This is a genomic window from Streptomyces sp. RGM 3693 (assembly GCF_050471125.1).
In the GTDB taxonomy this organism is placed as follows: domain Bacteria; phylum Actinomycetota; class Actinomycetes; order Streptomycetales; family Streptomycetaceae; genus Streptomyces.
The window spans coordinates 2,156,570-2,182,418 of record NZ_JBMPPQ010000001.1; the positions used below are offsets into that span (position 1 = coordinate 2,156,570).

Here is a 25,849-nt window from a genome sequence, read left to right on the forward strand (position 1 = left end):
TCCGGAATGCGACTCGGTGCGGTTGTCCTGACCATGGGCAACCGCCCCGACGAGCTGCGCGCGCTGCTGGGCTCCGTCGCCCAGCAGGACGGCGACCCGATCGAGGTGGTGGTGGTCGGCAACGGCGCACCGCTGCCCGAGCTGGTCGTTCCCGGACTGGTCGTGCGGACGGTCGAGCTGCCGGAGAACGTCGGCATCCCGGCCGGCCGCAACGTAGGCATCGAGGCGTTCAGGACCGCCGGCACCGGCAGCAACACCGACGGCTACCGCGTGGACGCCCTGCTCTTCCTCGACGACGACGGGTTGCTGGCCAGGACGGACACCGCCGAGCTGTGCCGCGAAGCGTTCGCCGCGGACCGGGAGCTGGGCATCATCAGCTTCCGGATCGCCGACCCGGACACCGGGCTGACCCAGCGCCGGCACGTCCCGCGGCTGCGCGCCTCCGACCCGATGCGCTCCTCGCGGGTGACCACCTTCCTCGGTGGCGCCAACGCGGTCCGCACGGCGGTGTTCGCCCAGGTCGGCGGCCTGCCCGACGAGTTCTTCTACGCCCATGAGGAGACCGACCTGGCCTGGCGGGCGCTGGACGTCGGCTGGCTGGTCGACTACCGGGCGGACATGGTCCTGCACCACCCCACCACGGCCCCGGCCCGGCACGCGGTCTACCACCGGATGGTGGCCCGCAACCGGGTCTGGCTGGCCCGCCGCAACCTCCCCGCCCCGCTGGTCCCGGTCTATCTCGGTGTCTGGTTCCTGCTCACCCTCGCCCGCCGGCCGTCGCTGCCGGGGCTCCGGGCCTGGCTGGGCGGCTTCAAGGAGGGCTGGGCCACCCCGTGCGGTCCCAGGCGTCCCATGAAGTGGGCTACCGTTTGGCGACTGAGCCGGCTGGGCCGCCCTCCCATCATCTGACAAGCTCGTATCTGAGAGCATCAGGCGCGAACCGGGGCGTCCCCGGCAGCGCACCTTGAGGACGAAAGTGTCAACTGTGAGCGAGACCACGCACGACAGTGCGGTCGCCATGAGTGCCCCGCCATCCGCCGACGAAGGACTCACGCCGGCCCAGCGGGCTGAGAAGTACGGGCTGTCGCAGAGCGGTGCCCGCCCCAGCCTTGCGGAATACGTCCGCCAGCTGTGGGACCGGCGGCACTTCATCGCAGCCTTCTCCAGCGCCAGGCTGACCGCACAGTTCAGCCAGGCGAAGCTGGGCCAGGTCTGGCAGGTGGCGACGCCGCTGCTGAACGCGCTCGTCTACTACTTCATCTTCGGCATGCTGATCGGCACGAAGAGGGGCGTCCCTGACTACGTCCCGTTCCTGGTGACCGGTGTCTTCATCTTCACCTTCACCCAGAGCTCGGTGATGGCCGGTACGCGGGCGATCTCCGGCAGCCTGGGACTGGTGCGTGCGCTGCACTTCCCGCGGGCGTGCCTGCCGATCTCGTTCTGCCTCATGCAGCTCCAGCAACTGCTGTTCTCCATGGGCGTGCTGGTGGTGATCCTGCTGGCCTTCGGACAGCTGCCCACCCTGTCCTGGCTGCTGGTGCTCCCCGCGCTGCTGCTGCAGTTCGTGTTCAACACCGGACTGGCGATGATCATGGCCCGGCTCGGCAGCAAGACGCCGGACCTGGCGCAGCTGATGCCCTTCATCATGCGGACGTGGATGTACGCGTCCGGCGTGATGTTCAGCATCAGCGTGATCATGAAGGGCAAGCACATCCCGCATTGGGTCGAGGTGCTGCTCTACGCCAACCCCGCCGCGGTCTACATCGACCTGATCCGGTTCGCGCTGATCGACAGCTTCAAGGCGAGCCAGCTCCCGCCGCACGTGTGGGCGTTCGCGCTCGGCTGGGCGGTACTGGCGGGCGTCGCGGGCTTTGTGTACTTCTGGAAGGCTGAGGAGCGGTACGGACGTGGCTGAGCAGATGGACGGCGTCCAGCCGACGGAGGCGGCGCAGGAGCGGATCCCGACGGTGATCGCAGACGACCTGCACATCGTCTACCGGGTGTACGGCACCGGTGCGGGCAAGGGCAGTGCGACCGCGGCGCTCAACCGCATCATCCGGCGCCGGCCGTCGGTGGGCGCCCGCGAGGTGCACGCGGTCAAGGGTGTCTCCTTCACCGCCTACCGGGGCGAGTCGATCGGCCTGATCGGTTCGAACGGCTCCGGCAAGTCGACGCTCCTCAAGGCCGTGGCGGGTCTGCTGCCCGCCGAGCGCGGCAAGGTCTACACCCACGGTCAGCCTTCGCTGCTGGGCGTGAACGCGGCCCTGATGAACGACCTGACCGGCGAGAAGAACGTCATCCTGGGCGGCCTGGCGATGGGCATGTCCCGCGAGCAGGTCCGTTCCCGCTACGACGAGATCGTCGACTTCTCGGGCATCAACGAGAAGGGCGACTTCATCTCGCTGCCGATGCGCACCTATTCGTCCGGTATGGCGGCTCGACTGCGGTTCTCCATCGCGGCGGCCAAGGACCACGACGTGCTGCTGATCGACGAGGCGCTGGCGACCGGTGACCGGGCCTTCCAGAAGCGCTCCGAGGCCCGCATCCGGGAGCTGCGCAAGGAAGCGGGTACGGTCTTCCTGGTCAGCCACAACAACAACTCGATCCGGGACACCTGTGACCGGGTGTTGTGGCTGGAGCGGGGCGAACTGCTGATGGACGGCCCGACCGACGAGGTCATCAAGGCGTACGAGAAGGAGACGGGCAAATAGCCCATCCTTCGCAGGAGGCCCCCGCGAATCCGGTTCGCGGGGGCCTTCGATCGTGACGGAAAGGTCAACTTCGCGGAGTGCGGGAACAGTTGGGTTCCGCGCGACGTTGATCGGATCGTTGTCCGAGGCTGCGGTACCCACTCGGACACGGTCTAGCTGTACGGCGTAAACTGTACGGGTACTGAACAGCACAAGTGGTGCAAGTCGGGCATTCACCCGGGCGAGCGACGGGAGCTCGATCGGAGCGCGTCGCGAGGTGCGGCGTGTCCGAAATGGGATGTTTTAGCTTGGCGGTGTAGAACGGGAGACGTGACGGCAATGGCTACTGGTTCGCTCCGGCTCCACAACACGCCGGGTAGCCCCCGGTGAGCCGAGGAGACGAGCAGGCGCGTCGCGCCTTCCTCCGGAGGGTGGCGGTGAGTGGCGGGGGGAACCACACGCGCACCGTGCTCGATCAAGCCGCGCACGAGAATTTCCCGGTCGCGCCGTTCTTCCTCCCGCGCGCCTGGCGCGCCGACCTGATGGCCCTCTACGGCTTCGCCCGCCTCGTCGACGACATCGGCGACGGCGATCTGGCGCCCGGCGGTGGCGACGCCGTCCTCCTCGGCCTGGACCGCGTCCAGTACGACGACCGTCCGGCACTGCTCGACGCCCTGGAAGCGGACCTGTACCGGGTCTTCAGCGACCGCGCCCCCGGCCCCAAGCACCCGCTGATGCGCCGGCTGGGCCCGACCGTCCGCCGCTGCGCGCTCACTCCCGAGCCCTTCCTCGGCCTCATCGAGGCCAACCGCCAGGACCAGCGGATCAGCCGCTATGCCACCTACGGTGACCTCGCCGCCTACTGCGAGCTGTCCGCCAACCCGGTCGGCCGGCTCGTCCTCGGCGTCACCGGCACCTCCAGCCCCGAGCGCATCCGGCTCTCGGACGCCATCTGCACCGCCCTCCAGCTCGTCGAGCACATCCAGGACGTCGCCGAGGACCTAGGCCGGGACCGGGTCTACCTCCCCGCCGAGGACATGAAGAACTTCGGCGTCACCGAGGACGATCTGGCCGCGCCGACCGGGGGCCCCTCGGTGTGCGCGCTGATCGCCTTCGAGGCAGAGCGCGCCGGTGAGCTGCTGGACGAGGGCGCTCCGCTGGTGGGGAGCGTGCACGGCCGGCTCAAGCTGCTGTTGGCCGGCTTCGTCGCCGGCGGGCGCGCCGCGCTCCAGGCGGTCGCGGCCGCCGATCACGACGTACTCCCTGGACCGCCCAAGCCGACCAAGCTCAGCCTGCTGCGCGAGGTCGGGGCGACATTGCGACGAGAGGGGTGAGTCGGACCGTGGAGGCAACCACACAGATGTCCGCGCCGGTGCTCGCTGCGTACCGCTACTGCGAGACGGTCACCGGGCAGCAGGCGCGCAACTTCGCCTACGGGATCCGGCTGCTGCCGGCCGAGAAGCGACAGGCCATGTCGGCGCTCTACGCCTTCTCCCGCCGGGTCGACGACATCGGTGACGGGGCGCTGGCCCCCGACGCCAAGGGCCGGCGCCTGGAGGACACCCGCGCACTGCTCACCCGTATCAAGGACGGCCGGATCGCCGAGGACGACACCGACCCGGTGGCCGTCGCGCTCGCCGACGCCGCCCGGCGCTTCCCCATTCCGCTCGGCGCGCTGGACGAACTGATCGACGGGGTGCTGGCCGACGTTCGCGGCGAGACGTACGAGACCTGGGACGAGCTGAAGGTCTACTGCCGCTGCGTCGCCGGGGCGATCGGCCGGATCTCACTGGGTGTGTTCGGCACGGTACCAGGCGCACTCGACGCCGAACGAGCCCCCGAGTACGCCGATACGCTCGGGCTCGCGCTCCAACTGACCAATATCCTCAGGGATGTTCGCGAGGACGCGGGCAACGGACGGACGTACCTCCCGGCCGAGGATCTCGCCAAGTTCGGCTGTTCGGCAGGGTTCCAGAGCCCGGTGCCGCCGCCCGGCGCCGACTTCACCGGCCTGGTGCAGTTCGAGGTCCGGCGGGCCCGCGCACTGTTCGCCGAGGGTTTTCGGCTGCTGCCGATGCTCGACCGGCGCAGCGGCGCCTGCGTGGCGGCGATGGCCGGTATCTACCACCGTCTGCTGTCGCGGATCGCCGACGACCCGGCGGCGGTCCTCCGCGGCCGGGTCTCGCTGCCCGGCCGGGAGAAGGCGTTCGTCGCGGTGCGCGGGCTCTCCGGGCTCGACGCGCGGGCGATCGGCCGCCGGCAGGCCGAGAGCAGGAGGCGTGGATGAGGTGCCGGACCGCGTACACCGACCACGGTCCGGCGTCGGTACGGCGGGCAACCCTTCGCCGGACGGAGGCGTCCATGACAGGCGTAAGGGGGAAGAGCACATGACAGTGGGAGCCACGCTGCCCGGGCGCGACTCCGCCCGTCCTTCCGGCCGTCCCGAAGGGGCGGCCGCGGTGGTCGTAGGGGGCGGACTCGCGGGTACCACCGCGGCGCTGGCCCTGGCCGACGCCGGCCTACGGGTCACGCTGGTCGAGAGCCGGCCGCGGCTCGGCGGTCTGGTCTTCTCGTTCCGCCGCGACTCCGCCGCCGGCCCGCTGACCGTCGACAACGGCCAGCACGTGTACCTGCGCTGCTGCACCGCCTACGGCAGCCACCTGGAGCGGCTCGGCGCGGGCCACCTGGCGCCCCTCCAGGACCGGATGGACGTCCCGGTGCTCGATGCGGGGAAGGCCGGGGGCCGGCCGCGGCTCGGCCGGCTGCGCCGCACCGGCCTGCCGGTCCCGCTCCACCTGGCCAAGAGCCTCGCGCTCTATCCGCACCTCTCTCCCGCCGAACGCGCCGGCGTGATCCGCGCCACCCTGGCCCTGGGGCGCCTGGACCTGGCCGACCCCGCGCTGGACGCCACCGACTTCGGCAGCTGGCTGCGCCGCCACGGGCAGAGCCCGCGCGCCGTCGAAGCGCTGTGGGACCTGGTCGGTATCGCCACCCTCAACGCCACGGCCGGCGACGCCTCGCTGGGGCTGGCCGCCAAGGTCTTCAAGACCGGCCTGCTCTCCGCTCCCGGTGCCGCCGACATCGGCTGGGCCCGGGTACCGCTCGGCGACCTGCACGACACCCAGGCCGCCGCCGCGCTGCACAAGGCCGGCGTCCGGACCGCGCTGCGCACCCGGGTCGCCGCGGTCACCCGCGACGACTCCGGCTGGCGGGTCGCAGTGGAGAACGGCCCGCACGGTCGGGAGACGCTCACCGCGGACACCGTCGTCCTCGCCGTACCGCAGCGCGAGGCGCACGCCCTGCTGCCCGACGGCGCGTTGCCCGCCAGGGACCGGCTGTTGGACATCGGCACCGCACCGATCCTCAACGTCCACGTCGTCTATGACCGCAAGGTGGTGCGCCGCCCGTTCTTCGCCGCGGTCAGCTCGCCGGTCCAGTGGGTCTTCGACCGCACCGACGCCTCCGGACTGGCCCGTACCACCGGCAACACACGCAGCCAGTACCTGGCCCTCTCGCAGTCCGCCGCACAGGAGGAGATCGACCGTCCGGTCGCCGAACTCCGTGCCCGCTACCTCCCCGAGCTGGAACGGTTGCTCCCGGCCGCCCGGGGCGCCCGGATCCTCGACTTCTTCGTCACCCGCGAGCGCACCGCGACCTTCGCGCCCGCACCGGGCGTCGGCCGGCTCCGCCCGGCTGCCCGCACCCAAGTTCCCGGCCTGTTCCTGGCCGGTGCGTGGACCGCCACCGGGTGGCCCGCGACCATGGAGAGCGCTGTCCGCAGCGGCACCGCCGCCGCCCGTGAGGCACTCACCGAACTCGGCGTCCCCCAGGGCCGGTTGCCTCAGGAGGCGGCATGACCATGAGTACGGGCGCTCGCACGAGCACAAGCATCGGAAACAGAGGAGAAACCGTGGCTTCCCCGGCTATCGACACCGCGAGCGTCACCGCGCTGCTGGAGCGCGGGCGGACACTCGCCACTCCCGTGCTGCGTGCCGCCGTGGCCAGGCTCGCCCCTCCCATGGACACCGTCGCCGCCTACCACTTCGGGTGGATCGACGCGGCCGGCAACCCCAGCGCCGGTGACAGCGGCAAGGCGGTGCGCCCCGCGCTCGCCCTGCTGTCCGCCGAGGTCGCGGGCGCCGACCCCGAGGTCGGGGTGCCCGGCGCGGTCGCCGTCGAGTTGGTGCACAACTTCTCGCTGTTGCACGACGACCTGATGGACGGTGACGAGCAGCGCCGGCACCGCGACACGGTCTGGAAGGTGCACGGACCCGCGCAGGCCATCCTGGTCGGCGACGCGCTGTTCGCGCTGGCCAACGAAATACTGCTAGAGCTCGGCACAGTCGACGCGGGCCGCGCCACCCGCCGACTGACCCTGGCCACCCGCAAACTGATCGACGGTCAGGCCCAGGACATCTCCTACGAGCACCGCGAGCGGGTCACCGTCGAGGAGTGCCTGGAGATGGAGGGCAACAAGACCGGCGCCCTGCTCGCCTGTGCGGTCTCCATCGGTGCGGTCCTCGGCGGCGCCGACGACCGCACCGCGGACATCCTGGAGAAGTACGGCTACCACCTCGGTCTCGCCTTCCAGGCCGTCGACGACGTGCTCGGCATCTGGGGCGACCCGGAGGCCACCGGCAAGCAGACCTGGAGCGACCTGCGCCAGCGCAAGAAGTCGCTGCCGGTCGTCGCCGCGCTCGCGGCCGGCGGCTCCGCCTCCGAGCGGCTCGCTCAGATCCTGGCCGCCGACGCAAAGAAGAGCGAGACCGAGATCGCCGACTTCACCGAGGAAGAATTCGCCTCCCGCGCGGCGTTGATCGAAGAGGCCGGCGGCCGCGAGTGGACCTCCCAGGAGGCCCGCCGCCAGCACGCCACCGCCATCGCCGCCCTGGACGAGATCGACATGCCCGAACGCATCCGCGCGCAGCTCATCGCGCTCGCGGACTTCGTCGTCGTACGAGAGAGATGATGACCATCAACACGAACTAGATCGCAGTCGCCGGCCGGTGCCGTCCGGGCGCCGGCCGACGGAATCCCTGAGCACGCATTGACAGTTCACTGCAGAAGGGGAAGCCATGACAGCGACGACCGACGGCAGCACCGGGGCGCTCCCGCCGCGGGGCTCCTCGGCCACCGATGCCGCCGACGAGACCGCACCTGCCGGCCCGGCTGGCAGACCGCCCACCGCCGTGCTCCAGGTCACGGCGGACGCCGCGCGGGAAGCGACCGCCCGCGCCACCGACTACCTGCTCTCCGTCCAGGACCCCGCCGGCTGGTGGAAGGGCGACCTCGAAACCAACGTCACGATGGACGCCGAGGATCTGCTGCTCCGTCAGTTCCTAGGCATCCAGGACCCCGAGCTCACCGAGGCCGCCGCCCGCTACATCCGCGGTGAGCAGCAGCCGGACGGCACCTGGGCCACCTTCTACGGCGGGCCCGGCGAACTCTCCACCACCATCGAGGCGTACGTGGCGCTGCGGCTGGCCGGCGACGCGCCGGACGCCCCGCACATGGCCACCGCGTCGGCCTGGGTCCGCGAACACGGCGGCATCGCCGCCTCCCGCGTCTTCACCCGGATCTGGCTCGCCCTCTTCGGCTGGTGGAAGTGGGACGACCTGCCCGAACTGCCCCCGGAACTCCTCTACTTCCCGAAGCGGTTCCCGCTCAGCATCTACGCCTTCGGCTGTTGGGCCCGGCAGACCATCGTCCCGCTGACCGTCGTCTCGGCCAAACGCCCGGTCCGCCCGGCGCCGTTCGCCCTCGACGAGCTGCACACCGACCCCCGCAACCCCAACCCGCCGCGGCCGATCGCCCCCGCCGCGAGCTGGGACGGCGTCTTCCAACGCCTGGACAAGGCGCTGCACCTCTACCACAAGGTCGCGTTGCGTCGGCTGCGTGCCGCCGCGATGCGTTCGGCCGGCCGCTGGATCATCGAGCGGCAGGAGAACGACGGCTGCTGGGGCGGCATCCAGCCCCCCGCCGTCTACTCCATCATCGCCCTGCACCTGCTCGGCTACGACCTCGACCACCCCGTGCTGCGGGCCGGACTGGAATCCCTGGACCGGTTCGCGGTCTGGCGCGAGGACGGTGCCCGCATGATCGAGGCGTGCCAGTCGCCAGTGTGGGACACCTGCCTGGCCACCATCGCCCTGGCCGACGCCGGGGTGCCCGCCGATCACCCGCAGCTGGTGCAGGCCGCCGAGTGGATGCTCGGCGAGCAGATCGACCGCCCCGGCGACTGGTCCGTGCGCCGCCCCCAACTCCCCTCCGGTGGCTGGGCGTTCGAGTTCCACAACGACAACTATCCGGACATCGACGACACCGCCGAGGTGGTCCTGGCGCTGCGCCGGGTCCGGCACCCCGACCCGCAGCGGGTCGAGGCCGCGCTCGACCGCGCGGTGCGCTGGAACCTCGGGATGCAGTCGAAGAACGGGGCCTGGGGCGCGTTCGACGCCGACAACACCAGCCCGTTCCCCAACCGGCTGCCGTTCTGCGACTTCGGCGAGGTCATCGACCCGCCGTCGGCCGACGTCACCGCGCACGTCGTCGAGATGCTCGCCGAGGTCGGCCGGGTCCACGACCCGCGCACCCGCCGCGGCCTCGCCTGGCTGCTGGCCGAACAGGAGCCCAGCGGCGCCTGGTTCGGACGCTGGGGCACCAACTACGTCTACGGCACCGGCTCGGTGCTGCCCGCGCTCACCGCCGCCGGGATCCCCACCTCGCACCCCGCCGTCCGACGAGCCGTCGGCTGGCTGGAGCGGGTGCAGAACGACGACGGTGGCTGGGGCGAGGACCAGCGCTCCTACCAGGACCACGAAGGGTGGGCCGGACGCGGTGCCTCCACCGCCTCGCAGACCGCCTGGGCGCTGATGGCGCTGCTCGCGGCCGGTGAGCGGGACGGCGAGGCGGTCCGCCGCGGGGTGCGGTGGCTGGTGGAGACCCAATTGCCGGACGGCTCCTGGGACGAGCCGTACTTCACCGGCACCGGCTTCCCGGGGGACTTCTCCATCAACTACCACCTCTACCGCCAGGTCTTCCCGCTGACCGCCCTCGGCCGCTACGTCCACGGCGGACCGGCCACCGGCGGGACCGCCGGGGCGCCGGTGGGGGACTGATGCCGAGGCGGCTCCCGCCGGACGTGGAACCGCCGCTGCTGGTCGCCTGTGCGCTCGGCATCGAACGGTTCGCGCTGCGGGGCGGTGACCACGGGGCAGCGGGTTCGCCCGTGGTCACCCTCCGCACCGGCATGGGGCCCCAGGCGGCGGAGCGGGCCCTGGCCGCCGCACTGGGTGAGGGGGCGGCCACCGCGGGTTCGCCCGTGGTGGCCAGCGGTTTCTGCGCCGGGCTGGTCCCGGGGATGCGACCCGGGGACGTGATCGTCGCCGAGGCCACCCGGGACCACCGGCCCGGCTTCCCCGATGTGCCCTGCCGCGACAACGGCCCCTTGGTGCGGTCCCTGCGGGAGCGCGGCCTGCGGGTGCACACCGGACTGCTGCGCGGCTCGGACCACGTCGTCCGGGGTGCGGAGCGGGCCGCACTGCACGCCGAGGGCGCGCTCGCGGTGGACATGGAGTCCGCCGCGACGCTCCGGACCGCGGTGCGCTGCGGCAGCCGCGCGGTTGCGGCCGTCCGGGTGGTCGTGGATGCTCCGGAACACGAACTCGTGCGCATCGGGACGGTACGCGGTGGAATATCTGCCTTCCGTGTGCTGCGCTCGGTCTTTCCTGTTTTCTTTGAATGGCACCGTTCTTTGCTGCTCCCCAGGAGGTGAGCCAGATGGCAATGCCGCTCCGTCAGTCCATCCGGGTCGGGACCTATCTGTTTGAACAGAAAGTGCTGCGCAAGCGGGAGAAATTCCCGCTGATTGTCGAACTGGAACCGCTCTTCGCCTGCAACCTCAAGTGCGAGGGATGCGGGAAGATCCAGCATCCGGCCGGAGTCCTCAAGCAGCGGATGCCGGTGGCCCAGGCGGTGGGGGCGGTGCTGGAATCCGGCGCCCCGATGGTTTCCATCGCCGGCGGTGAGCCTTTGATGCACCCTCAGATGGACGAAATCGTCCGGCAACTGGTGGCCCGCCGGAAGTACGTCTTCCTGTGCACCAACGCGATGCTGCTGCGCAAGAAGATGGACAAGTTCAAGCCCTCGCCGTATTTCGCCTTCGCAGTGCACATCGACGGGATGCGGGAGCGGCACGACGAATCCGTGGCGAAGGAAGGGGTATTCGACGAGGCGGTGGCGGCCATCAAGGAGGCCAAGCGGCGCGGCTTCCGGGTCACCACCAATTCCACCTTCTTCAACACCGACACCCCGCAGACCATCATCGAGGTCCTCAACTTCCTCAACGACGACCTGCAGGTCGACGAGATGATGCTGTCGCCCGCCTACGCCTACGAGAAGGCCCCCGACCAGGAGCACTTCCTGGGCGTGGAGCAGACCCGGGAGCTGTTCCGGAAGGCGTTCGCCGGCGGCAACCGGCAGCGCTGGCGGCTCAACCACAGTCCGCTCTTCCTGGACTTCCTGGAGGGCAAGGCCGACTTCCCGTGCACGGCCTGGGCGATCCCCAACTACTCGCTGTTCGGCTGGCAACGCCCCTGCTACCTGATGAGCGACGGCTACGTCCCGACGTACCGGGAGCTGATCGAGGAGACCGACTGGGAGAAGTACGGCCGGGGCAAGGACCCCCGGTGCGCCAACTGCATGGCGCACTGCGGCTACGAGCCCACCGCCGTCCTGGCCACCATGGGCTCCCTGAAGGAGTCCCTCCGGGCCGCCAGGGAGACCGTCGCCGGGAACCGCGGCTGACACGACGTGCGGAGAGCCGGCGGCACCGGAGCGGTCCGGTGCCGCCGGTCCGGCTCGGGGCGGCGCGGCCCGCCGCCCGTAAGGAGAACACCTCGTGACCGGATTCGACCTGACCAAGCTGCTCGCCGAACGCGGCGCCGAGCGCTACGCACTGCACGGTCGCCACCTCAACCACCAACTGCCGCGGATGCTGCACACCATCGGCTTCGACAAGGTCTACGAACGGGCCGAGGGCGCCTACTTCTACGACGCCGACGGCCAGGACTACCTCGACATGCTCGCCGGTTTCGGCGTGATGGGCCTGGGCCGGCACCATCCGGTCGTCCGCCAGGCCCTGCACGACGTGCTCGACGCCCAGCTCGCCGACCTGACCCGTTTCGACTGCCAGCCGCTGCCCGGACTGCTCGCCGAGAAGCTGCTGGGCCACGCGCCCCACCTGGACCGGGTCTTCTTCGGCAACAGCGGCACCGAGGCCGTCGAGACCGCGCTGAAGTTCGCCCGCTACGCCACCGGCCGGCCGCGCATCCTCTACTGCACCCACGCCTTCCACGGTCTGACCACCGGCTCGCTCTCCGTCAACGGCGAGGACGGTTTCCGCGACGGCTTCGCCCCGCTCCTGCCGGACACCGCCGTCGAGTTGGGCGACCTGGCCGCGTTGGAGCGGGAGCTGCGGCGCGGCGACGTGGCGGGCTTCGTCGTCGAACCCATCCAGGGCAAGGGCGTCACCGCCGCCCCGCCCGGATTCCTGTGCGCCGCACAGGAGTTGCTGCACCGTCACAAGGCCCTGCTGATCGCCGACGAGGTGCAGACCGGCCTCGGCCGGACCGGCGACTTCTTCGCCTACCAGCACGAGGAGGGCGTGGAACCGGACCTGGTGTGCGTCGCCAAGGCGCTCTCCGGCGGCTACATCCCGGTCGGCGCCACCCTGGGCAAGGACTGGATCTTCAAGAAGGTCTACTCGTCCATGGACCGGGTGCTGGTGCACTCCGCCAGCTTCGGGGCCAACGCCCAGGCGATGGCGGCCGGGCTGGCGGTGCTCGCGGTGATGGAGGACGAGGAGATCGTCGCGAACGCCCGGCACACCGGCGATCTGCTGCGCACCCGGCTGGCCGCGCTGACCGACAGGTACGAGCTGCTGCACGAGGTGCGCGGCCGGGGCCTGATGATCGGCATCGAGTTCAGCCGACCCAAGTCACTTGGCCTGCGCAGCCGTTGGGCGATGTTGCAGGCCGCCCGCAAGGGGTTGTTCGCGCAGATGGTCGTGGTGCCGCTGCTCCAGCGCCACCGCATCCTGACCCAGGTCTCCGGCGACCACCTGGAGGTCATCAAGCTGATTCCGCCGTTGATCATCGGCGAACGGGAAGTGGAACGGTTCGTCGAGGCGTTCACCGCCGTCATGGACGACGCCCACAGCGGCGGCGGCCTGATGTGGGACTTCGGGCGGACGCTGGTCAAACAGGCGGTCGCCAACCGCTGACGGCACGGGGGGAGCTGCCGGGCTCGCCCGCACGGAACCAGGGCATGTCGGGTGGGTCACCGAGCCGTGACCCACCCCGGGCGGACGTCAGTCCGTCAGCAGTCGGTCGCGCAGCCGCTCGCGGGTGGCGGGCGAGAGCTTCAGGCCGTCGACGAGGTAGGTCTCGGTCGAGCCCCAGGTCTCGTCGATCGAGTCGAAGGCGGCCGCCAGGTAGTCGATGTGCGCGCCGAACAGCGGCGACAGCAGCTCCATGACCTCCGGTGACATGCCTGCCGCGGAGTGGTTCGAGCGGCGGACTTTGTAGCGCCGGCTGGGGTCGTTGGACTGGAGGTAGTCCGCCTCGATGGCGTCCCGCTCCACGCCGACCGCGAGCAGGGTGACCGCGATGGACAGACCCGCGCGGTCCTTACCGGCGGCACAGTGCATCAGCGCCGGCACGCTGTCCTCGGCGAGGGCGTGCAGCACCCGGCTGTGGTCGGCGGTGCGGGTGGTGATGATCTCGCGGTAGGTGCGGGCCATGCGGTCCGCGGCCTTGCCGTCGCCGAGCATGACCTGGAGCTGGTCCAGTTCGCCGTCCCGTACCATCGTCCAGAATTCCGCCCCGTCGGCGGGATCGGTGAGCGGGATATTGACGTTCCGTACACCGGGGAGGGCGACGTCGGGGCCTTCGAGCTTGATGTCGGAGGCGTTGCGGAAGTCGAAGATGGTGTGCAGCCCGAGGCCGGCGAGGAACGCGGCGTCCGCCTCGGTGGCGTGCGCCAGGTGGCCACTGCGGTAGAGCCGACCGTGCCGGATGCGACGCCCGTCGACGGTCGGCAGTCCGCCCACGTCGCGGAAGTTGCGCACCTCGGCGAGCTCGGGCTGGGACTGGGGGACCTGCGGCGTCTGCTGCGTCACGGGCGCTCCTCGGGGTCGGCCGCCGACGCTACTCGTCGACGAGGCGGGCTCCTTCGACGATACGACATTGATGCCGTAGGCAATCAGGTGGCAAGGGCGCGCAACATCGTCGCAACGGCGCGCATCATCCCCCATGCGCGGCCCTGGAGCAGCACTCCGTGACCGTTCATTATTCCGACTTGGACAGAATTTGACTTGGTGGCATTAATCACCTCCCGTCAACCCCTGGTTACGGTGGCGTAGGTCACTTCGGAACGTGAAGTATGTCCTGACGTGGCAGACGATTCGAACAACATAAGCAAGAGCGCGATAAGCGCCATCGGGTCGTACGCAGCCGTCGGGGACAGCTTTACCGAGGGGGTCGGGGATCCCGGTCCGGACGGGGCGTACATCGGTTGGGCGGACCGGCTCGCGGTCCTCCTCGCCGACCAGCGGGACGAGGGGGACTTCCGCTACGCGAACCTCGCCGTGCGCGGGCGGCTCCTGGACCGGATCATTGAGGAGCAGGTGCCCCGGGCGCAGCAGCTCGCCCCCGAGCTGGTGACGTTCTGTGCCGGTGGCAATGACATTCTGCGGCCGGGCTCGGACCCGGACGCGGTGGCCGAGCGCTACGAGGCGGCCGTGGCCGCGCTGCGGGAGACGGTGCCGACGGTGCTGCTGTGCACCGGTTTCGACACCCGCGGGGTCCCGGTCCTCAAGCATCTGCGGGGAAAGATCGCCACCTACACCGCGCACGTGCGGGCCATCGCCGACCGGCACGACTGCCCGGTGCTCGACCTGTGGTCGCTGAAGTCCGTCCAGGACCGCCGGGCGTGGAGTCAGGACCGGCTGCACCTGTCGGCCGACGGCCACACCCGGGTGGCGCTGCGGGCCGGGCAGGTGCTGGGCCTTGCGGTGCCGGCCGACCCGGACCAGCCGTGGCCGCCGGAGACCGAGCGGACCGCCGCCGAGGCCCGGCGGGACAACGTCCACTGGGCGCGCGAGCACCTGGTGCCGTGGATCGGCCGCCGACTGCGCGGGGTCTCCTCCGGTGATCACGTCGAGCCCAAGCGGCCCGACCTGCTGCCGCTGTAACACTTCCGGCGCGCAAGGCCCCGTGTCCGCCCCCGTGGCGGCGCGGGGCCTTCAGTGCGTTGCGGTGCGGTACGGAAGGTCCGCCCAGACGACCTGGCCCTGGCCGCTGTCGCCGGGCCGGGTGCCCCAACTGTCGGAGAGCGCGCCGACCAGGAAGAGTCCGCGCCCGCCCTCCTGGTCGAGGGTGCCGGGTTGGGCGTGCGGCGCGGAGAGGCCCGGACCGCCCTCGTCGGTGATCTCTATGCGTATGTGCGCGCCGACCACCGCGATCTCGCAGCCGACCTTTTCGCTGTCGGTGTGCCGCACCGCGTTGGTGAACAGCTCGGTGACCACCAACTCCACGTCGTCGCGGACCTGTTGAGCAGCGTCCCACTCGCGCAGCAGCGTGCTGACGCGCCTGCGTGCCTCGGGCACGGACGTGCGCCGCGCCGGCAAGTGGAACGCGTCCTGAGGGCTCGGGGCGAGGAAGCCGCCGCATCGCCCTAACGACGGAGCGTTTTTGTAGGAAGCCACGACATAACTATGTGCGATGTTGGTCACCGTTGGCAAGGATCAGTCTGTAATTTGCAGAATTGAAAGTGCAGTCTGTTCGAGCTGATGACGGCATGACACACTGCTGAACACTGAAGCTGGTTGGAGGGGATCGGACGTGGCGGACCCACGGTCTGCAGGTGCACCGACCGTCCTGCGGGTAGTGCTCGGCAAGCGACTGCAGGACCTGCGGGAGAGGGCGGGGCTCTCCTTCGAGCGGGCCGCGGCCGCGCTGGACGTGACGCACGCCACGATACGGCGGATGGAAAAGGCCGAGGTCGGCCTCAAGATCCCGTACGTCGAGAAGCTGTTGGCGACCTACGGCGTCACCGATCAACAAGAGATCGACGGCTTCCTCTCCCTGGCCCGCGAGGCCAACCGCCCGGGCTGGTGGCACCGCTTCCGCGATGTCCTCCCCGAGTGGTTCAGCGCCTTCGTCAGCCTGGAGAGCGAAGCCAACCTGATCCGCTCCTACCAACCGCACTACGTCCCCGGCCTGTTGCAGACCGAGGACTATGCCGCCGCCGTGCTGCGCGCCGGAATGCCGCACGCCGCCCCGGCCGACATCGATCGCATCGTGGCCCTGCGCATGGAGCGGCAGGCACTGTTGACCCGCGAGAACGCCCCGATGCTCTGGTCGGTCATGGACGAGACCGTGCTGCGGCGGCCCATCGGCGGACCCAAGGTGATGCGCGACCAGATCGCCCGGCTGATGGACGCCACCTCGATGCCGAACGTCCGGCTCCAGGTGATGCCCTTCGCCGCGGGCCCGCACCCAGCCATGTACGGGCCGTTCCACATCTTCCGCTTCCCGATCCCGGAGCTCCCGGACATCGCGTACGCGGAAAGCCTCGTCGGAGCCGTGTACTTCGACCAGCGCAACGACGTCTCGCAGTTCCTGGAGGCCCTGGACCGGATGTGTGCGCAGGCCGCGCCGGCACACACCACCGAGGCCATTCTGGGTGGCTTTCGCAAGGAGATCTGAACCCCCCATGGATCGCATACGTATCTACAACGGCATGCCCGCCAATGAACTGGGCAGCGACGGCTGGCACAAGCCGTGGAGCGGCGGAAACGGCGGCGAGTGCGTCGAGGCCATGCGCCTGCGGGACGGCCGGGTCGCACTGCGCCAGTCCACCGACCCGGACGGTCCCGCGCTGATCTACACCCACCGCGAGATGGTCAGTTTCATCGAGGGCGCGAAGGCCGGCCACGCCGACTTCCTGCTCTCCGCCGCGCCGTGTTCGGCGCACTGAGGGAGGGGCCATGACCGACCAGCACAGCCCTCCCGAGGCGGACGCCGGCGTTCCGGAGATCGGGCCGTACCCGCCGGGGCCGGACCATCTGGGCTTCTCCGCCGAGGAGATCGACACCAGCCGGCCGCATCCGGCCCGGATGTACGACTACTTCCTCGGCGGATGGGACAACTACGAGGTCGACCGGGTCGCTGCCGACCGGGTCATCGAACTGCACCCGCAGGTGCGCGACAGCGTCCGCGCCAACGGGGCCTTCCGCCAGCGCGCGGTCCGCGCGGTGGTGGCGTCCGGGATCCGCCAGTTCCTCGTCCTCGGCATCGGCATTCCCACCTCGCCCAACACCCACGAGGTGGCCCGGGAGACCGCACCCGAGACCCGGGTGGTCTACGTGGACAGCGACCCGATCGTCGCGACCCACGCCCGGGCCCGGCTCGCCAACGCCCCAGGCACCGCCTTCGCCCTCGGGGACATCCGCGATCCCCAGGCCGTCCTGGACGACCCGGTGGTCCGCGAACTGATCGACTTCGAACGCCCGGTGGGGCTGCTGGTCGGCGGCGTGATGGACTTCCTCGGCGAGGACGACAACCCCGCCGCCCTGCTCGCCGCGTTCGGCGCCGCACTGCCGGCCGGCAGCCACCTGGTGCTCTCGCACGGCACGTACGAACCGTACGAGGGCTATGCGGAAGGCAAGGTCGACGAGGCGGCCCGGGACCATGTGGAGGAGGTCTACAAGAGCGCCACCACCCCGCTTGCACTCCGCACCAAGGACGAGTTCGCGGCCCTCCTCGGGCCGTTCACCCCGCTGGAACCGGGGATCGTACGCGTGCCGCTGTGGCGACCGGACGGGCCCGTGCCCGGACCGAAGGAGCTCAACGACACCATCTTCTACGGAGTGGTGGGCCGCAAGGAGTGAACCCGCGGTACCCCGGCACGGTCGGACGCCGGCGCCCCCGCAGTACGGGGCCGATCCGGTGTGGGAGTCCGACCGGGTGCGGGGAGCCGCCCGGGGAGGGAGAGCTCCACGGGCGCGGAGAGTTCCACGGGCACGGAGTGATGCCCGGGGGCGGGGAGTTGCCCCGGGGCGGGGATCCGCTCCAGTACGCCGCCCGCGAAGACGTCGTACAGCGGCAGCGTCTCCAGATGGACGTAGCCGATGTGGCAGTCGCAGACGGTCAGCGGGCAGGGGCGCGGGCGGAGCGCAGCCCGGAAGCTGCCGTCGTAGAGATTGCCCAGCTTGGCCCGGACGAAATGACAGCGCCGCACCGTGCCGTCACCGTCCACCGACAGCACCGACTCGCCCGTCCGGCAGGGGAGTCCGGCGCTGCGGTGCGGCTGCCGGCTGTACGGGAAGAGGGGATCCAGCGCCGTCCAGTCGGCGGCCTCGGCTTCCGTGTACGTACGGCCCTCCGCGGCGTTGATCCAGAGGTAGACCCCCTCGGGAAGGTCCGCGCGGAGCCTGCGGGCGGCTTCGAGGTGCTCGGGGAAGCCGACGACGCCCACGCTGAAGCGGACGCCGCGGTCTGCCAACTCCCGGGTCTTCGACAGGAAACGCGCGGTGGGCGTCTGGCCCGGGTGGTAGGTGCACCACAGGGCGAGGGTGTCGAGGTCGGCCCCGGCGAGCCAGTCCGTGCGGCAGCTGAGGTTCGTCTGGATCGCCACCCGGCGCACGTGCGGGAGCCGGCTCAGCTCGACGAGGGCGCGCCGGTACCAGGAGCGGACCAGGCCCTCGCCCCACGGGGTGAAGAGCACCGACAACCGGTCGCCCGTCTGGTGCGCGGCCCAGGTGGTGAAGCGGTCCAGCGCGGCCCGGTCGGCACGCAGCTGCTCGCGGCTGTCCCGTCGCTTGGCGAACGGGCAGTAGGGGCAGTCGTAGTCGCAGGACGCCAGTGGCCCGCGGTACAGAAGCGTCAAGTCCATTGCACGGCCGTTCACTTGAGGTCGTAGGCGGCCATCTGGGACCGGACGCCGGGGGAGAACAGCAGCGGGCCCAGGGCGTCGGAGTGCGCCAACCCCTCGGGGGACAGCCGCAGCAGGTCCGGGCCGGCCGTCCCGTCCAACCAGCCGCGCTCGGCGAACGCCGCAAGCTCCATCGGGAAGTCGTCCGCCGGCGCACTGCCGAAGCGGGCCCGGTATTCCGCCACCGGCATGCCCGCCGCCTGGGGGACCGACTGCAAGAGGTGGCGGCGGCGCGGCTCGTCACCGGTCATCCGCCAGCCGAACTCGGCGTGCGCGAAGTCCGCGGCGGGGCGGGAGGCGTAGTCGTCGATGAGCGAGCGGATCTGCGTCATCCCGACCGCGTAGTCGAAGGAGTAGTGCAGCGCCGAGGTGTACGAGCGGGCACCGCAGCCCAGGCCGATCATGCCGTCGGTCTGGCAGGCGTGGTCGCCGTCCGCGCCTAGGGTGGCGTCGGGACCGGCCGTCGGACGGCGGAACATCCGCATGGAGACCTGTTCGTATCCCGCGGCGAGGAGGTGGTCCCGGCCGTGGCGGTACAGCCGCAGCCGCTGGGCGTCCCACTCCGGGTCGGGGCCGGTGCGCTCCTTGCGGCCCAGCCCCGTCAGCGGTCGCACGTACAGCGGGTACAGATACAGCTCCTCGGGGCGCCAGCGCAGCGCGGCGTCCAGCGACCGCTGCCAGCTGCGCTCCGTCTGCCCGTCGATCCCGTAGATCAGATCGATGTTGAGCACCGGAACGCCCGACTCCCGTATGCGGTCCAGTGCCGCCGTCACCTCCGCCGGGTCCTGCGGACGGACCGCCGCCCGCGCCTCCTCCTCGACGAAGCTCTGCACACCGATGCTGATCCGGGTCGCCCCCCGCTCGGCGAGCACCGCCAACCGGTCCGCGGTGGCGGTCGACGGCGACGTCTCGACCGACAGCGGCACCGTCCGCAGGTCCGCACCCATCCGCCGCTCCGCTATGTCGCACAGCCGCGACAGCTCCCCGGCGTCGAGGAACGTCGGAGTGCCACCGCCGAACGCCGCGGCCGCGAAGCGGGCGTCCGGGCCGAGCGCCGCGCGGACGGCCCTCGCCTGCCGTTCCAGGGCGTCCAGATACGCCGTGGTCAGCTCGCCCGGGGCACCGATCCGGGTGAAGAGGTTGCAGAAGCCGCACCGCACCTCGCAGAACGGTATGTGGAGGTAGAGCGAGAGGGCGTGCTGTGGCTCGGCCGCCCACAGCTCGCGCAGCGCCGGGCGGTCCGGCAGCCGGCGGTACGCCGTCTTGTGGGGGTAGGCGTAGACGTAGCTCTCGTACGGCGCGACGGGGGCCGCGGCGGGGGCCGGGGACAGCAGGGGGAGCGGGGTGCGGGTCATTGGGCGGCCTCGATCGTGAACTGGGCGTAGGGGACGGTCCATACGGCCTCGTGGCCGAGGCGGTGGCCCGTATAGCCGTCGTCGCCGTAGGTCGTGCCGTGGTCGGAGCAGACGATGGCGAAGCACGGGCGGCGGCCGGCGGCCGAGGCGAAGAGCCGGCCGATGTGCCGGTCGACATATTCCAGGGCGGCGGCGTGCGTGGCACGGCTGTCGCCTGCCTCCCGGGTGGCACCCGGCAGGTGGAACCAGTTCGGCTGGTGCAGCGCCGAGACGTTCACGAACAGGAAGAGCCGCTGCTCGGCCGGCAGCCCGGCGACGACCTCCTCGGCCCGACGCACCTGGGCCTCGAACGAAGTGGGCGAGGCGACGCCGAACTCCGGCTCCCAGTGCGCCTCCTGGAACAGCCCGGGGAGCACCGACCCCAGCGCCGCCTGCCGGTTGAAGAACCCCACCCCGCCGATGCACACCGTGCGGTAGCCCACCGCGGCCAGCCCGGAGACCAGGTCGGGGGCGTCGAACACCCAGGTGCCGGGCGCGGTGGTCTCGCTGCCGGCGAACCGCGCCGCGAACAACCGCGGATGCGGTCCGGGGAAGGCCGGCGTCGGCAGGAAACCGGCGAAGATCGCCTGGTGGGAGGCGTAGGTGAAGCTGCCAGGAGCGTGCCGGCGCTCCCACCGGCCACCGGGCAGATGGCGGGCCAGATGCGGGATCCGGCCGGCCTCGGCGAGCTCCTGCGCGACGTCGTAGCGCAGCGTGTCGAGGGTGACCAGCAGCAGGTCGTGGCTGCCCACGATCGCGGTCATGTCGGGCCCGGCGGGCACCCCCTCGGGGGCGACCGCCGTTTCCGGGGTCCGGTGGGTGGTTTCAGGGGCGTGCACGAGACGTTCCGTTCTTTCCGTTCTTTCCATGCGTTCGGCATACGGCGGCGACCTGCGCGCCGTAGGTGTCCAGGCCCTCGGCACCACCGCCGGGCAGGCCGGTCAGTCGGGGCAGCAGATCCCCGAAGGCGTTCACCTCACCCACCGCGAACCGTCGCCAGCCCGCCGCCGGCAGCAGGTCCACGCCCACGCACAGGGTGCGCGGGAAGCACGCGGCGGCCGCCTCGCAGACCGCGAGGGCATCGGACCAGCGGGCCCCCGATGCCTCGATGGCCGCCCGCGCGGCATCGAGGTCGCCGCGCACCCCGCCCAGATGGAGGTTGGTCATCGGGGAACGGCTGGTCCGCACCACGGCGTGGGTCGCCCGGCCGGCCACGACCACCACCCGCAGATCGGCCACCCGGCCGTGCTGCGCCGCCTTGGGATACCACCGCTCGATATGCAGGCCGTCCGGGGCCAGCGCGTCCACGATGGCCGCGATCTGCGGCTCGCCGTCGTAGCGGCGCACCCGCAGGGAGTTGAACAGGCGCCCGTCCCCGGTCAGTTCGACCGAGGTGGTGGCACGCAGCCGACCCCGGCCGTCGCTCTCCAAGGCCACCACACCGGACGCCGAGGAGCCGTGCGCCGGCTTGAGGAAGGCCCGCCGCAGACCGGCCGACTCCAACAGCGCCCGGACCTCGGCCCAGCCGCCGAACGCCGGCGCGGCCGGGCCTGACGTCGGCGAGTCCGGCACCGGCACCCCGGCGGCCCGCAGCACCCCGTGGCACCGCCGCTTGTCGAAGAGCACCGCCAACTCGCCCGGATCGTCCAGCAGGACGGCCCCGCCCGCCGAGGCGGCCCGGGCGACCGCGCGCACCGCCTCGGTGAAACGGGCGTACCACCGGGCGGTGCCCTCGACCGCGGTCGGATCGGCTGCCCCCCGCAGCAGCCGCTCGACCTCGGCGTTCTCCCCCGGTGAGTCGATCCGCACGATCTCGCCCGGTGCGAACTCCGCGCCCGTGCACAGCACTTCGGCCCAGGCCAGCAGCCGCGGCGTGGGGAGCCCCGCGGCGCGGACCGCCTCGGTGAAGAGCGTCACCCGACGGTTCTCGGGATTGCCGACCACGGCGAAGCGGGGCGGGCCCGCGGTGCCGGGTCGGTCGGCGGTGTGCATGGGTGCCTCCGGGCGGTGGGTGGTCCGGCGGGCCCTGGGGAGGGCCGGTCCGGTCTCGGGTCGGTCGTGGCGGCGGCGCGGGCTACTCGGTCACCGCGGCGTACCGCCAGACCCGGTCGTCGTCCTGCTCCGTCGTCTCGCTCTTGCCTATGACCACCTCGACGCCCTGCTGCGTCAGCGTCGTGCGCAGCCGCTCGGCCATCGCGGCGGTGAGGAAGTGGTGCTCCAGGTCGAGCTTCTTGAGGTGGGTGAGCGGCTGGCCGACGAGCAGCGCCTCCGCACCGGTGTCGGTGAGCGTGCCCATCGACAGGTCCAGGCTCTCCAGGCCCGCGACGACCGGAGCCGCGGCGACGGCGGTGGCGATCTCGTCCTGGATCTCGCTGTTCTGCAACCCCAGGTGACGCAGCCGGGGGAAGCGGGCGCCGGACAGCACCCCGGCCAGGTCGCCCATCTCGTAGTCCCCGCCGTACTCCGGCACCCCGAGCCAGAGGACCAACGACTCCAGGGCCGGGAGGTCGCTCCCACAGACCCCCCGGACCACCTCGGCCGGCAGCCCACCGGACTCCAACCGCAGCTCCCGCAGCGCCTCATGACGCACGGCCGGGAATTCCAGCTCCGTGCCGCCGCGCACGGTGAGCACCTCCAGTGCGGGAAAGGCGGTGAGCAGCGGGGACACGTCGGACTGCTGGATCCAGGAGATCTCCGACTCCTCCTGGGCGATCTCGCCGAGGAAGACGGCCCGCAGGTCGGTGAACCGGTCCTTGGCAGCCACGATGGCCGAGACGACGACCTCGGAGGTGTCGTCGTATGCCTCGCCCCACTGACCGATGATCAGCGCGCGCACCCCCGACAGGTCCACGGCCTTGACGAAGCGCTTCCAGAGCTCCTCGAAGCTGTTGTCCTCGCCGTCGCCGTACGGATCGTGGGCGAGCCGCCAGGCGACCGCGCCGGCCTCGGGGAGCGGGTCCGGGGCGTCGGCTGACTCCGGGAAAGTGAAGACGGGCAGCCCGTCGAACTCTTCGATGAACTCGTGAACGCTCATGCCGACATTCCTACCAACCGGCACTGACAACGCCGCCCGAGCCCCCGCCTCCCGCCCGCCGCGGCCCAGGCGTTTCCGCAGCTCAGCGCCGATTGTCAGACCCACCCCCTAACGTTTTTAACAACTCGCGGCGTGCGGCACGACCGCTGTGCGGCGGGTCGGATGTCGGGACGGACGAGAGCGGACGAGAGCGGACGAAGGGAGCAATGATCGTGTACCGACAGGGAGATGTACTGATCGTGCCGGTCGCGGAAGGGGCGCTGCCGGAGCGTACGGAAGGGCTGCCGGACGAACCACGCGACGCCCGCGGGCGGATGGTGCTGGCGCTCGGCGAAGTCACCGGCCACGCCCATGCGGTGGTCGGTCCCGGGGTGCTCCGGCGGGTGGCGGGGGACTGGGGCCCGATGCTGCTGCACCTGCCGGACGGCGGCCGGGTGGTCCACGAGGAGCACGCCGCGATCTCGCTCCCGAAGGGCTGGTACCGCGTGGTCCGCCAGCGAGAGTACGTGCCGGGGTCGGTGCGACTGGTGGCGGACTAGGTCCGGTCACCGTACGCGGCGGGGCGCGCAGCGGAGTACGGAGCGGCAGCGGCAGTGGCATACGGAGCGGCTGCGAGCGCGAGAACGGGGATCACGGGGAGAACGGGGCGTTGGACATGGCAGGCGTGACAGGCATGACAGGCATGGCAGAGGCGACGCAGACGGCCGAAGTGACGGAATTTGCGGAAGTGGCCGAAGCGGCGGTGCCGTTGGACGCGGCCGTGGGCGCGGCCCGTGCGGCGGTGGTGTCCGCGGCGGTCGCCGAGACCGAGGAGTGGCGCCGGGTCGTGACCGTCACGGGCGCAGCGGATCGGGTCGCCGCCGAGGCCGGGGTGCGGCTTGCCTACCGGCTGGCCGGACTCGACGAACCGGAGCGCGTGGAATGGGTGGCGTCGCCCAGGGAAGCGGTCGCCCGGGTGCTCGCGGCGTCGCCGGGCGAATTGGGCGCGAGCGTCCGCGACACCGTCCGCAGCCGGCCCTGGGCGGCCGAACGGGACGCGTGGCACGCCGCGGTGGGACGGGCCGCCTGGAGCGAGCACTGGCAGCGCACCGGCGGCCGGCTGTGGGACACCACCCGGACGCTGGCCGAGCGGATAGCGACCGGGGTCGTCGCGGAACTGGCGGGGGCGCCGGAGGAGCAGGGCGCGGTGCGGCTGGCGCTGCTGGACGCGGTGCACGGACAGCACGACGCGCCCTGGCTGGCCGCGTTCGGCACGGCGGACGGGCGGCTGGCCGGGCTCGCCGCGGTGGCCCGCAGCGCCGGCTGGTGGTGGCCGTACGAGAAGGTCGCGCTCGTCGCCGAACGGCCCACCGAGTTGCACCGTGACGAGGCGGGGCGGCTGGATCGCGCCGACGGCGCGGCGCTGGCCTTCCCCGACGGCTTCGCGCTGCACGCCTGGCGGGGCATGCCGGTCCCGGCCACCTTTCTGGACGAGCTCGGGGGCCTCACCCCACAGCGGATCCGCGCGGAAGGGAACGCCGAACTCCGCCGCATCATGCTGGAGTTCTACGGCTACGACCGCTACCTGGCGGAGTCCGGGGCGCGGCCGTTGGACCGCGACGAGACGGGCGTGCTGTGGCGCATCGACCTGCCCGACGACGAGCCGGTGGTGATGGTCGAGGTGGTCAACTCCTCGCCCGAGCCGGACGGCACCCATCGCACGTATTGGCTGCGGGTGCCGCCGCGGACGCGGACGGCGCGGCAAGGCGTCGCCTGGACCTTCGGGCTCGCCGAGGAGAGCTATGCCCCGGTGCTGGAGACCTGAGCCTCGGCGGCGGGAATCGGGGGCGGAGGCGGCGGCGGGGTGACGGCGGCCCGGAGGTCGTCCGGCCCGGCCAGCGCGGTGTGGGTGCCGGCCGCCGTACAGGCGTGGGCACCGGCCACGGCACCGAGCCGGGCGCACTCCTCCAGGTCCTCGCCCGACAGCCGGCCGTAGAGGAAGCCGCAGGTGAAGGCGTCACCGGCACCGTTGCTGTCCACGACCGGGGCGGACGGTACGGCGGCCGGCACCAGCCGCGGGGTGCGGTCGTCGGGCGTGAGGAGATAGGCGCCGCCCGCGCCGGCGGTGGCGATCACCGCCTTGGCACGCCCCTCGCGGATGATCTCCCGCATGATCTGGCCGATCCGCTCGCCGGCTCCCGCCGTACTGAGGAAGACCAGGTCCGAGCGGAACGCGAAGGCGCGGTGGTGCTCAGTCAGGCCGTCCCAGTCGTGCAGGTCCGTGGAGATGGGGATGCCCAGCGCCTCGATGTCGTCGTAGAGGTAGCGGGCGAAGTGGCTGATCGACAGGTGGACGTGGCGGGTGCGGCGCAGGAGGGGGAGGTAGTGCTCGGGCGGCATCCGCAGATCGAGCGGGTCGCGGGCGTCGTAGAAGGACATCCGGCGGCCGTCGGGCGAGACGAGGTTGATCGCCCGGCGGGTTCCGTGCGGGGAGATCAGCGGGCGGAAGTCGACGCCGCTGTCGGCCAGCCGCTCACGGACCAGCGCGCCCGGCGGGTCGTCGCCGAGGAAGTCCACGAATCCGGTGGCGAGTCCCAGCGCCGCGCAGCCGAGCGCGACACCGGTACCGGTGTGCCCGGCCCATTCGCGGATGGGCGGTACCGCATGGCTGTCGGCGGACGGTACGGGCAGTGCGCCGACCCGCACGATGGTGTCCACGCCCGATCCGCCGACGACGAGTACGTCATATGGCTCAGATA

General features: G+C 71.5%; 25 protein-coding genes. 17 read left to right on the forward strand and 8 right to left on the reverse strand.

Annotated features, from left to right (window positions below; all coding sequences use genetic code 11):
* Positions 1 to 6: 6 nt before the first annotated feature.
* The 11 genes from ACO0M4_RS09145 to ACO0M4_RS09195 all read left to right on the forward strand — a co-directional run bounded on the left by ACO0M4_RS09145 (position 7) and on the right by ACO0M4_RS09195 (position 12,969).
* Positions 7 to 909: a glycosyltransferase family 2 protein gene (locus tag ACO0M4_RS09145; protein WP_430371311.1), complete on the forward strand. Its 903-nt coding sequence runs from the start codon at positions 7 to 9 to the stop codon at positions 907 to 909.
* A 76-nt stretch (positions 910 to 985) separates the two neighbouring features.
* Positions 986 to 1,915, forward strand: coding sequence for an ABC transporter permease (locus tag ACO0M4_RS09150; protein ID WP_430369258.1), 930 nt, complete (start codon positions 986 to 988; stop codon positions 1,913 to 1,915).
* A 4-nt stretch (positions 1,916 to 1,919) separates the two neighbouring features.
* Complete coding sequence (locus ACO0M4_RS09155; protein ID WP_430371312.1) at positions 1,920 to 2,711, forward strand: ABC transporter ATP-binding protein; 792 nt, start codon at positions 1,920 to 1,922, stop codon at positions 2,709 to 2,711.
* Positions 2,712 to 3,157: 446 nt separating this feature from the next.
* A complete protein-coding gene (gene hpnC / locus ACO0M4_RS09160) occupies positions 3,158 to 4,024 on the forward strand; it encodes a squalene synthase HpnC (protein ID WP_430369260.1) in 867 nt (288 codons plus the stop codon).
* Between the two features lie 26 nt (positions 4,025 to 4,050).
* Positions 4,051 to 4,977, forward strand: coding sequence for a presqualene diphosphate synthase HpnD (gene hpnD, locus ACO0M4_RS09165; protein WP_430371313.1), 927 nt, complete (start codon positions 4,051 to 4,053; stop codon positions 4,975 to 4,977).
* Positions 4,978 to 5,077: 100 nt separating this feature from the next.
* Positions 5,078 to 6,547, forward strand: coding sequence for a hydroxysqualene dehydroxylase HpnE (gene hpnE, locus ACO0M4_RS09170; RefSeq protein ID WP_430369261.1), 1,470 nt, complete (start codon positions 5,078 to 5,080; stop codon positions 6,545 to 6,547).
* Positions 6,548 to 6,549: 2 nt separating this feature from the next.
* Positions 6,550 to 7,659: a polyprenyl synthetase family protein gene (locus ACO0M4_RS09175; protein WP_430371315.1), complete on the forward strand. Its 1,110-nt coding sequence runs from the start codon at positions 6,550 to 6,552 to the stop codon at positions 7,657 to 7,659.
* 106 nt (positions 7,660 to 7,765) lie between these two features.
* Positions 7,766 to 9,805, forward strand: coding sequence for a squalene--hopene cyclase (gene shc, locus ACO0M4_RS09180; RefSeq protein ID WP_430369262.1), 2,040 nt, complete (start codon positions 7,766 to 7,768; stop codon positions 9,803 to 9,805).
* The gene (locus ACO0M4_RS09185; RefSeq protein WP_430369263.1) at positions 9,805 to 10,461 is read left to right on the forward strand and encodes a 1-hydroxy-2-methyl-2-butenyl 4-diphosphate reductase; all 657 of its coding nucleotides are present in this window, start codon (positions 9,805 to 9,807) and stop codon (positions 10,459 to 10,461) included. Before shc ends, ACO0M4_RS09185 begins: the two co-directional genes overlap by 1 nt.
* Positions 10,462 to 10,466: 5 nt before the next feature.
* On the forward strand, positions 10,467 to 11,492 hold the full coding sequence (gene hpnH, locus ACO0M4_RS09190) for an adenosyl-hopene transferase HpnH (RefSeq protein ID WP_430369264.1): 1,026 nt from the start codon (positions 10,467 to 10,469) through the stop codon (positions 11,490 to 11,492).
* A 94-nt stretch (positions 11,493 to 11,586) separates the two neighbouring features.
* Positions 11,587 to 12,969 (forward strand): aspartate aminotransferase family protein, encoded by a 1,383-nt coding sequence (locus tag ACO0M4_RS09195; RefSeq protein WP_430369266.1) that lies wholly within the window; start codon positions 11,587 to 11,589, stop codon positions 12,967 to 12,969.
* A gap of 87 nt (positions 12,970 to 13,056) precedes the next feature.
* Here ACO0M4_RS09195 and ACO0M4_RS09200 read toward each other — a convergent pair whose 3' ends face one another.
* Positions 13,057 to 13,866: a tyrosine-protein phosphatase gene (locus ACO0M4_RS09200; RefSeq protein WP_430369267.1), complete on the reverse strand. Its 810-nt coding sequence runs from the start codon at positions 13,864 to 13,866 to the stop codon at positions 13,057 to 13,059.
* Positions 13,867 to 14,139: 273 nt separating this feature from the next.
* Between ACO0M4_RS09200 and ACO0M4_RS09205 the strand changes: the two genes are divergently transcribed.
* Positions 14,140 to 14,940 (forward strand): SGNH/GDSL hydrolase family protein, encoded by an 801-nt coding sequence (locus ACO0M4_RS09205; protein WP_430369268.1) that lies wholly within the window; start codon positions 14,140 to 14,142, stop codon positions 14,938 to 14,940.
* Between the two features lie 51 nt (positions 14,941 to 14,991).
* On the opposite strand, the gene ACO0M4_RS09210 is transcribed toward ACO0M4_RS09205, so the two are convergent.
* Positions 14,992 to 15,453 carry an ATP-binding protein gene (locus ACO0M4_RS09210; protein WP_430369270.1) on the reverse strand — a complete coding sequence of 154 codons (462 nt, stop codon included), beginning with the start codon at positions 15,451 to 15,453 and terminating at the stop codon, positions 14,992 to 14,994.
* A 136-nt stretch (positions 15,454 to 15,589) separates the two neighbouring features.
* On the opposite strand from ACO0M4_RS09210, the gene ACO0M4_RS09215 reads away from it, so the two are divergent.
* Genes ACO0M4_RS09215 through ACO0M4_RS09225 form a run of 3 tightly spaced genes read left to right on the forward strand, consistent with a single transcriptional unit; the run spans position 15,590 to position 17,640 of the window.
* Positions 15,590 to 16,456 carry a helix-turn-helix domain-containing protein gene (locus tag ACO0M4_RS09215; protein ID WP_430369271.1) on the forward strand — a complete coding sequence of 289 codons (867 nt, stop codon included), beginning with the start codon at positions 15,590 to 15,592 and terminating at the stop codon, positions 16,454 to 16,456.
* A 7-nt stretch (positions 16,457 to 16,463) separates the two neighbouring features.
* Positions 16,464 to 16,727: a DUF397 domain-containing protein gene (locus tag ACO0M4_RS09220; protein WP_016571016.1), complete on the forward strand. Its 264-nt coding sequence runs from the start codon at positions 16,464 to 16,466 to the stop codon at positions 16,725 to 16,727.
* Between the two features lie 10 nt (positions 16,728 to 16,737).
* A complete protein-coding gene (locus tag ACO0M4_RS09225) occupies positions 16,738 to 17,640 on the forward strand; it encodes an SAM-dependent methyltransferase (RefSeq protein WP_430369273.1) in 903 nt (300 codons plus the stop codon).
* Here the strand turns inward: ACO0M4_RS09225 and ACO0M4_RS09230 are convergent.
* From ACO0M4_RS09230 to ACO0M4_RS09250, 5 genes are all read right to left on the reverse strand, one after another.
* On the reverse strand, positions 17,613 to 18,644 hold the full coding sequence (locus tag ACO0M4_RS09230; RefSeq protein WP_430369275.1) for an STM4011 family radical SAM protein: 1,032 nt from the start codon (positions 18,642 to 18,644) through the stop codon (positions 17,613 to 17,615). The two genes, ACO0M4_RS09225 and ACO0M4_RS09230, sit on opposite strands and share 28 nt — an antisense overlap.
* Before the next feature lie 11 nt (positions 18,645 to 18,655).
* A complete protein-coding gene (locus tag ACO0M4_RS09235) occupies positions 18,656 to 20,038 on the reverse strand; it encodes an STM4012 family radical SAM protein (RefSeq protein WP_430369277.1) in 1,383 nt (460 codons plus the stop codon).
* Positions 20,035 to 20,841, reverse strand: coding sequence for an STM4013/SEN3800 family hydrolase (locus tag ACO0M4_RS09240; protein WP_430371316.1), 807 nt, complete (start codon positions 20,839 to 20,841; stop codon positions 20,035 to 20,037). Before ACO0M4_RS09240 ends, ACO0M4_RS09235 begins: the two co-directional genes overlap by 4 nt.
* 61 nt (positions 20,842 to 20,902) lie before the next feature.
* Entirely contained in the window at positions 20,903 to 22,069 is a 1,167-nt protein-coding gene (locus ACO0M4_RS09245; protein ID WP_430369278.1) for an STM4014 family protein, read from the reverse strand.
* An 82-nt stretch (positions 22,070 to 22,151) separates the two neighbouring features.
* Complete coding sequence (locus tag ACO0M4_RS09250; RefSeq protein ID WP_430369279.1) at positions 22,152 to 23,111, reverse strand: STM4015 family protein; 960 nt, start codon at positions 23,109 to 23,111, stop codon at positions 22,152 to 22,154.
* A 212-nt stretch (positions 23,112 to 23,323) separates the two neighbouring features.
* Here ACO0M4_RS09250 and ACO0M4_RS09255 point away from each other — a divergent pair, with 212 nt between their 5' ends.
* Positions 23,324 to 23,650, forward strand: a complete 327-nt coding sequence (locus ACO0M4_RS09255; protein ID WP_430369280.1) for a hypothetical protein — start codon at positions 23,324 to 23,326, stop codon at positions 23,648 to 23,650.
* Between the two features lie 134 nt (positions 23,651 to 23,784).
* Complete coding sequence (locus ACO0M4_RS09260; protein WP_430369281.1) at positions 23,785 to 24,915, forward strand: DUF6745 domain-containing protein; 1,131 nt, start codon at positions 23,785 to 23,787, stop codon at positions 24,913 to 24,915.
* Here ACO0M4_RS09260 and ACO0M4_RS09265 read toward each other — a convergent pair.
* The gene (locus ACO0M4_RS09265; RefSeq protein ID WP_430369282.1) at positions 24,891 to 25,808 is read right to left on the reverse strand and encodes a carbohydrate kinase family protein; all 918 of its coding nucleotides are present in this window, start codon (positions 25,806 to 25,808) and stop codon (positions 24,891 to 24,893) included. The two genes, ACO0M4_RS09260 and ACO0M4_RS09265, sit on opposite strands and share 25 nt — an antisense overlap.
* Between the last annotated feature and the right edge of the window lie 41 nt (positions 25,809 to 25,849).